Source organism: uncultured Turicibacter sp. (genome assembly GCF_938044715.1).
GTDB lineage: Bacteria > Bacillota_I > Bacilli_A > MOL361 > Turicibacteraceae > Turicibacter > Turicibacter sanguinis.
This window is the reverse complement of record NZ_CALIOS010000078.1, coordinates 1-7,599: the sequence shown is the minus strand read 5'-3', so window position 1 is coordinate 7,599 and position 7,599 is coordinate 1. Positions and strand designations below refer to the sequence as shown.

General features: G+C 35.5%; 7 protein-coding genes. 4 read left to right on the top strand and 3 right to left on the bottom strand.

Annotated elements, in window-relative coordinates; all coding sequences use genetic code 11:
* Window positions 1-239 precede the first annotated feature (239 nt).
* The 3 genes from QWC74_RS08365 (at window position 240) to QWC74_RS08355 (ending at window position 3,205) form a co-directional block, all read left to right on the top strand.
* On the top strand, window positions 240-1,088 hold the full coding sequence (locus QWC74_RS08365; protein WP_006785633.1) for a DegV family protein: 849 nt from the start codon (window positions 240-242) through the stop codon (window positions 1,086-1,088).
* A gap of 76 nt (window positions 1,089-1,164) precedes the next feature.
* Window positions 1,165-1,581, top strand: a complete 417-nt coding sequence (locus QWC74_RS08360; RefSeq protein ID WP_006785632.1) for a hypothetical protein — start codon at window positions 1,165-1,167, stop codon at window positions 1,579-1,581.
* Between the two features lie 184 nt (window positions 1,582-1,765).
* Window positions 1,766-3,205, top strand: a complete 1,440-nt coding sequence (locus QWC74_RS08355; protein ID WP_006785631.1) for a sodium:alanine symporter family protein — start codon at window positions 1,766-1,768, stop codon at window positions 3,203-3,205.
* Window positions 3,206-3,236: 31 nt separating this feature from the next.
* On the opposite strand, the gene QWC74_RS08350 is transcribed toward QWC74_RS08355, so the two are convergent.
* From QWC74_RS08350 to ade, 3 genes are all read right to left on the bottom strand, one after another.
* Window positions 3,237-4,349, bottom strand: a complete 1,113-nt coding sequence (locus QWC74_RS08350; RefSeq protein WP_006785630.1) for a radical SAM protein — start codon at window positions 4,347-4,349, stop codon at window positions 3,237-3,239.
* A 93-nt stretch (window positions 4,350-4,442) separates the two neighbouring features.
* Window positions 4,443-4,868: a hypothetical protein gene (locus tag QWC74_RS08345; RefSeq protein WP_006785629.1), complete on the bottom strand. Its 426-nt coding sequence runs from the start codon at window positions 4,866-4,868 to the stop codon at window positions 4,443-4,445.
* 87 nt (window positions 4,869-4,955) lie between these two features.
* Window positions 4,956-6,695, bottom strand: a complete 1,740-nt coding sequence (gene ade / locus QWC74_RS08340; protein WP_006785628.1) for an adenine deaminase — start codon at window positions 6,693-6,695, stop codon at window positions 4,956-4,958.
* A gap of 174 nt (window positions 6,696-6,869) precedes the next feature.
* Here ade and QWC74_RS08335 point away from each other — a divergent pair.
* The coding region (locus tag QWC74_RS08335) for a DUF3810 family protein (RefSeq protein ID WP_288993976.1) at window positions 6,870-7,599 on the top strand (730 nt) is incomplete at its 3' end.

The following is a 7,599-nucleotide window of genomic DNA, read 5'->3' as shown; positions in this document are numbered from 1 at the left end:
TCTGTCACTGGACATCCGTCTCCATCAATTAATATTTTCAAAATTCCACATCCTTTTTAACGTCGTTTTTTATCCGATGATTGATTTATCTTTTTATTTCCTCATTGTACGTCATTTCACTCAAATCTCAAAATATATTTGCATTTTTTGTTAATTTTTTCTTTATCTTAAGTTATAATATTGGTTATTAATTAGTATCCCTGTTTCTTTTATTTTTATCTCATTTTAGGAGGATCCTTATGTCAATTAAAGTGATTACAGATAGTACATCTTACATTCCAAAGGAAATTCAAGAAGATTTAGATCTTTCAATTGTCTCGCTCAATATTATTGTTAAAGGAACTAGTGAACGTGAATTGGATGTCAACTTAGACCAATTTTATAGCCACCTAAAAGAGCTCAATGAAATTCCAACCTCTTCTCAACCCACACCTGATGAAATGTTAGAAACATTTGAGTCATTGGTTCGTAACGGGCACGATATTTTCGGAGTTTTCTTATCTTCTGAGATGAGCGGTACCTTCTCAAATGCCCATATGATTCGTGACTTAGTGCTTGAGAAATACCCTACTGCCAATATTCAGCTGTTTGACTCAATGACTAATTGCATGCAAATGGGTTATATTGCAATAGAAGCGGCAAAAGCAGCAAAAGCAGGGGCTTCAATGGATGAAGTCATCGAAGTTGCGACACAAGTGAAAGAGCACAGTCGTTTCTTATTTACGCCTGAAACACTTGATTACTTAAAAAAAGGCGGACGTATTGGAGGGGCTTCAGCTCTATTAGGGAATATTTTCCAAATAAAACCAATTTTAACAGTCGAAGACGGGAAAACAACTGTCTATACAAAAGTTCGAACGAAGAAAAAAGCGATTCAAACCTTTATCGATAAGTTTAAAGAAGATTTAACGTCTCGCGAGCTTGGAGGCGTTATTGTTCATCATATTAACAATGAAGAGGATGGATTTCTTCTCGCTCAAAAACTTGAAGAAGAGTTAAAACAACCGGTGGGATTACAATCTATTGGACCTGTCATTGGATGTCATGTTGGACCTGGAAGTATTGGGATCGCCTATTATACAAAATAAAACTTGCCCACGCTTTAGTGAAATGATATAATTCAAAAGTTATGGAAAAATAAAGATTGCGAAGTGAGATTAAGTTATGAAAAGTTCAGCTATTGAAAAGCGTATTGTTAAAATCGATCATGTGATTGCTGCGATGAATGTCGCTAAAAAATATCTTTCAAATCATGAAGAAATCCAAAATGTTATTTTAGAATTAAATCGTGAACGTCAATTATTAGTCAATGATTTATATCGCGATGATTTAATTGCTTATGAAAATATTCGTGAAGAATTAGAAGATATCGTCGGATTTGAATTAGATGCAGAAGGACAAAAAGACTTACTAGAAAAAATTAAAGAAGCTTTTGGACGTCAAGCTGCGACGGATGGAAAAACATCAACAGGATTAAATGCTTGGTTAAAGAAATTAAACGTGGAGTATACTTGGCAAAACAACGACGACTCAGATTGGGCAACATTAGTGGTTACAGGACTTGGTATCTTTAAAAAATAAATGAAAACCTTAAGGGCTTCCTTAAGGTTTTTTTGTTAACCATAATCTAAAAATTTTCCATTTTGACTCATTCTAATTTTTTACTATTAATGGTTTAAACTTACATTTTCTTTCATTTTAAGTTATAATAGAAATCGGAGTGTCGAAAAAAATTGGATTTTGATAAGTAAAAAAGGAGGCCAATATGGAAACTATTCAAACAATGGGAAACTCGATTTTAGATGGATTAAATAATTTGATTAGTGCTGGTAACACGTATATCGGAAGCTATCTGTTAATTGTCCTACTGTTAATCGCTGGTTTCTACTTTAGCTTTAGAACAGGATTTGTTCAATTTAGAATGATGAAAGAGATGATTCGACTTCTAGGGGATGGAGTTGGAAAATCTAATAAAAATGAAGATAAAATCTCATCTTTCCAAGCCTTTTGTATTAGTACCGCTTCTCGCGTTGGAACTGGAAACATTGCTGGCGTTGCCCTTGCAATTGCAGTCGGTGGACCAGGTGCTGTCTTTTGGATGTGGATCATTGCTTTAATCGGAGGAGCTTCAAGTTTCATTGAAAGTACCTTAGCTCAAATTTATAAAGTAAAAGATGAAAATGGGGCGTATCGTGGAGGTCCTGCTTACTACATTGAAAAAGGATTAAACAAACGTTGGTTGGGTCTTATCTTCTCTGTTTTAATTACTATTACCTTCGGATTTGTCTTTAATGCCGTACAAGCTAACACGATTTCTGAAGCCTTCCAAACAGCCTTTGGAATGGACAAACTAGTGATGGGACTTTTATTAGCAGCTGTGAGTGCTTTAATTATTTTTGGTGGTGTTCACCGTATTGCTAAAGTTTCAGAGGTAATCGTTCCTATTTTAGCAGTGGCTTATGTTTTAGTAGCCATTGTAGTGATTATCTTAAATATTAAAGAAATCCCTCATGTTTTTAACTTAATTATCTCAAATGCATTTGACTTCTCTTCATTTGCATCAGGAGCCTTTGGTGTGATGTTCATTCAAGGGGTAAAACGCGGTTTATTTTCAAATGAAGCTGGAATGGGGAGTGCGCCAAATGCAGCTGCAACAGCTGAAGTCACTCATCCGGTTAAACAAGGGTTAATTCAGACATTAGGTGTTTTTACCGACACGATTTTAATTTGTAGCTGTACCGCTTTTGTTATTTTATTATCCGGTTCATATACAGATTCTTCCTTAACAGGAATTCAATTAACGCAACATGCCTTAACTTCACAAATTGGAGCTTTTGGTAACTACTTTATTGCCTTCTGTATTTTATTATTTGCTTTTAGTTCAATTATTGGAAACTACTATTATGGAGAATCAAATATTGAATTTATGAGTACGAAGAAAACTTATTTAATTGCTTACCGTATTATTGTAGTGGCAATGATTATCTTCGGATCATTAACGAAAGTAGCGATTGTGTGGGACTTAGCTGACTTATTCATGTCATTTATGGCTATTGTAAACCTCATCGCTATCATATTACTTGGACACTTCGCTATTAAAGCATTGAAAGACTATACAGAACAAAAGAAACAAGGAATTAAAGAACCTATCTTCAAAGCTTCTAATATTAAAGGCTTAACAAATGTGGATGAATGGCAAGACTAAAAAAGAACGTGATTAAATTCACGTCTTTTTTTTAGATTTGATATTGTTTTAAAACTTGCACTAGTCTAGCTCCGTTAATCATTTTGGTATTAAACTGAGGAATTTCAACTACTTGATTCATACTCTCAAGCATAATGTTATAGGCTAATGGTCCGATTACACAACGCCCAATAAAAGGAGAATAGCTTTGTAAATGAACAGCCATATACGGACGCATTCGTCTCATATCATTTAATTGACGTTCTAGCCACTGATTCATTTTAGGTGTCAATTCTTCTCCACTCTTTGGCTGATGAGTACTTACATAGAGTTGAAGTCTTGACCCATGTTTAATCAATGGTAAAATAAATCGATCACTGACGACTTTTTCTAAATTAGTCGCTTTAAGAGGCGTCACAACCCCAAATAATAACCCTTGTGATTTTAGCAAATCAAATGTTTCAAAAATCTGATGATATAAGCCTGGATTCACCTGCTCTTTCATCTCATTCGCTTCCCCTTCAAGCACGATCATCGGCAACACATTCCCGAGATTGACAAGGCGCTGGCAACGCTCTGTGTTCATTGATGTCCCATTCGTAAATACAATAAACTCAACATCTGAATATTTCTCATACAACTTTAACAACCCATCATTTAAAACAGGGTCTCCCCCACTTAAAATAATCAAATGAATTCCAATTTCTTTTGCTTCGAAGACTAATCGATCAATTTCACTTAATGGCATCGAGAACGAGTGGTCATGAGGGTAGTAACAATCCTTACAGTTTAATTGACAGTCCATTCCAATATCAAGCATCAATGCATACGGAATTTGAACTTGATATTTTTGACTTGCCTGTTCTCGCTTATTGATGCCTTCCCATGCTTCTTTAACCGCGATATTTTGTAAAAAGTGGTTTAATACATTTTTATGCGTATTATACACCATATTTTTAATATACCGTTTAATCGAAGGATGGCTATCATAATACGATTTTATTTCTTTAACGGTTTGTTGAATTTGAGGATCAGTAATGAAATTTTGCGACATCTCATATAGTTTATCTATCCCATTTTCAGGATCCTCTTTTAAAACTTCGACAATATTAGCCACAATAAAATTTGTCGGCAATAAATTCATATTATTTAAAAAATTTAGCATGATTTCACCTCATTTTTTCTTACGTTGGTGACCTAGACTCTCTCTTAATTATATTGTCGAAACAAATAAAACATGACCTATATTTTTATGGATTTAATAAAAATTGACATTATGGTAGTCGACATCTACTTCAACTGGCTGCGTTTTATTATTCAGAAGGAGATCCTTTAAATATTCATACACATACTGTCTAGCCTCTGACTCTTGGACCTCAAAAAAGATAAACACAAAACGAAGTCGCCTGCCATTTATCTTTTGGACATCGTAAGACACCCCTGCTTTAAACGGATTGACGGCCACGACATAATTAATTTCCTCTTGATTATCACTTAATGAAGCTAAATGATGAGCAACAATACAGGCTTCATTAATGCCGAACCAATGATGATATAAATCATTCACCAAATTGGCACTTTCTCCATCTTGATAATATTGAATAGCTTTTGCATTTCTTGCAAATTTTTCAATAGAAGAGGTCTTATGATTTAAAATGACCACTTGTATGGTTTTAATATTCATCGTCTCTCTCCCTCCTCTTTTTAAACCGGCCCCCATCAACTTATTATATGAGCCATTATAAAAAGTGTTCGCTATAGCGAACACTTTTTATGAGACAACAGAAATAAAGTCAAATTTCATCACATCAAACAAACCTTTATCTGTTAATTTAATTGCCGGAATAACTGGTAGCGTTAAAAACGAAAGCGTCAAAAAAGGATTAAAATCAAGACTTGGTGCAATCATTTCAATGGCTTCATGTAATAATTTTAATTCTTCAATGACATCACATGCGGCGCGATTGGTAATTAAACCACCAATTTCTAGTGTTAAAGAAGCTAATACTTTTCCTTCACAAACCACGATAATGCCTCCACCCATTTGTTGCAATTGTCTTGATGCAAAGAGCATCTCTTCATCATTTGTCCCACATACAATTAAATTATGTGAATCGTGTGAAATGGTCGTGGCAATGGCACCTTTTTTTAACTTTAAGCCTTTGAGCACTCCCAGTCCAATGTTATTCGTCAAATGATGACGTTCAATCACCGCCACTTTTAATAAATCACGTTCCACATCGGAATGAACTTCATCCGTCACTCCTAATTCTTGTAAGTTAAAACACTGATGAATCGTTTCTAATTTATTTGGAATTAGCTCAATCACATTTAATATTTCTTTATCACGGCACGAAATTTTGAACGACTCAAATGTTAACGTTGGTAATTTTACCGTGTTTTCAAACGTCTTAGTTATTTTTGAGTTCCTATTCTCTCCTACCTCTAAAACACCTTGATGAACGACACGAATCCCTTTTTTGTAAACCGAATGAATGTTAAATGAATCTAGATCATCTAAGATAATAAAATCGGCTATAAATCCAGGGGCAATGGCACCATATCCGTCTAGTTTATAACACTCCGCTGTATTTAAGGTACACATTTGAATGGCTGTTTCAATTTTTAAACCATGTTTAACCGCTACTTTAATGGAGTGATCAATACTTCCTTCTGTCATTAAATCATCAATATGTTTATCATCGGTACAAAAACAAATACGTCGGCTGTTGGCGATGCTTGCCACTGAAATTAATTTTTCTAAATTTTTAGCCACACTTCCTTCGCGCATTAACACATACATCCCACGACGTAAACGATCAATCACTTCCTCAGCTGTGTGACATTCATGATCCGTCGTAATTCCTGCTGTGACATAAGCATTGAGCGTCTTTAAATCAAAACTTGCGCCATGCCCATCGACCGTTAAGCCACGCTTTCTCGCATCCATAATTTTTTGAATCATGTCATCCTCTCCATGGATAACAGCTGGAAAATTCATCACTTCCGCTAATCCAAGAACACGGTGATGAGCGTATAAAGGAGCTAAGTCTTTCGCATAAAGATTGGCTCCTGAATTTTCAAATCCCGTCGCCGGAACACAAGAAGGAAGCATCACATACATATCAAACGGAATGTCCTCGCTCAATTTAATCATCAATTCAATCCCCTCAACCCCTAGCACGTTCGCTATTTCATGTGGGTCCGTAATCATCGATGTAATCCCATGCTTTAATGCTTCCTTATAATATTCACAAGGTGTCACAAGCGATGACTCAATATGAGCATGCGCATCAATTAATCCAGGACAGATAAACTTCCCACTTCCATCCACTTCACAATTTCCTTGATATTCGCCAATTCCAACGATATGGCCCTCGTGGATGGCGACATCAGCAACAAATCGATCATTTTGAAACACATCAATAATCGTAATATTTTTGATTACCAAATCACATCTGATTTGATGACTAGCTGCTTTAATTTGATTCACTAATTGAACTTTCCTCATCATCTCACCTCTAGAAGTTTTCTTACTAGTTAACCATATGTGATAAAAATTGTCTAGTATTTTGTCTCATTTTCACAATGATTCGACAAACCAGCTTCCTGAATTACCTCATTATTGGTATGTCATCCTCTTTTTGTTATAATAGAAAGAAAGCTAGATAATCGGAGGTTTTTTATGAAGCGTTACTTGACACCACTCATCTTACTCTGCCTGTTTCCTCTATCACTTTTACTCATCTTCATGGCCAAATCTAACCCTACCACGCTCACAGCACTCTACTCTGAACGGTTTAATCAATGGGTCGTTGAAAAATTAAGCCAGCTAACTGGAATACTTCCTTTTTCGTTATTTGAATGGCTCATTTATTTTTTAATCCTAATGATTCTTGGATACTTTGATCTAACGTTGTATCAAGTGGCAAAGTATCCAAAAACTTGGTGGTCCATCATCGGGCGCTTTTTCCTTCATCTTTTAAGTTTTGCCAGTTTATTATACTTTTTATTCACGATTTTATGGGGGCTCAACTACTATAAAACACCCCTAGAAGAAACCTTACAGTTAAACTTGAGCCCTCGGTCAGTCGAAGAATTAGCTCTCCTTTATGATTATCTCATCAATCAAACGAATGAAACTAGAACTCAAGTGTTCGAAAATGAAGACGGTGTCTTTACAATTAACGAAACTGTCTCAGAAATTTTTAAGCGCGCACCGCTTGGCTATGCAACAGCTGCAACAACTTATCCTTTTTTAGGTGGGGATTACGGGCTTCCCAAAGCAGTCTTTCTCTCAGATTTAATGTCTTATACAAACATTACAGGAATTTATTCTCCCTTTACGGCAGAAGCCAATGTCAACGTTTCAGTTCCAAAGAGCACCCTTTTATTTACCACAATGCATGAAATGG

Excerpts from the sequence above, each read along its gene's own strand:
- QWC74_RS08365 (WP_006785633.1), top strand. The coding sequence starts at position 240 with ATGTCAATTAAAGTGATTACAGATAGTACATCTTACATTCCAAAGGAA.
- QWC74_RS08360 (WP_006785632.1), top strand. The coding sequence starts at position 1,165 with ATGAAAAGTTCAGCTATTGAAAAGCGTATTGTTAAAATCGATCATGTG.
- QWC74_RS08355 (WP_006785631.1), top strand. The coding sequence starts at position 1,766 with ATGGAAACTATTCAAACAATGGGAAACTCGATTTTAGATGGATTAAAT.
- QWC74_RS08350 (WP_006785630.1), bottom strand. The coding sequence starts at position 4,349 with ATGCTAAATTTTTTAAATAATATGAATTTATTGCCGACAAATTTTATT.
- QWC74_RS08345 (WP_006785629.1), bottom strand. The coding sequence starts at position 4,868 with ATGAATATTAAAACCATACAAGTGGTCATTTTAAATCATAAGACCTCT.
- ade (WP_006785628.1), bottom strand. The coding sequence starts at position 6,695 with ATGAGGAAAGTTCAATTAGTGAATCAAATTAAAGCAGCTAGTCATCAA.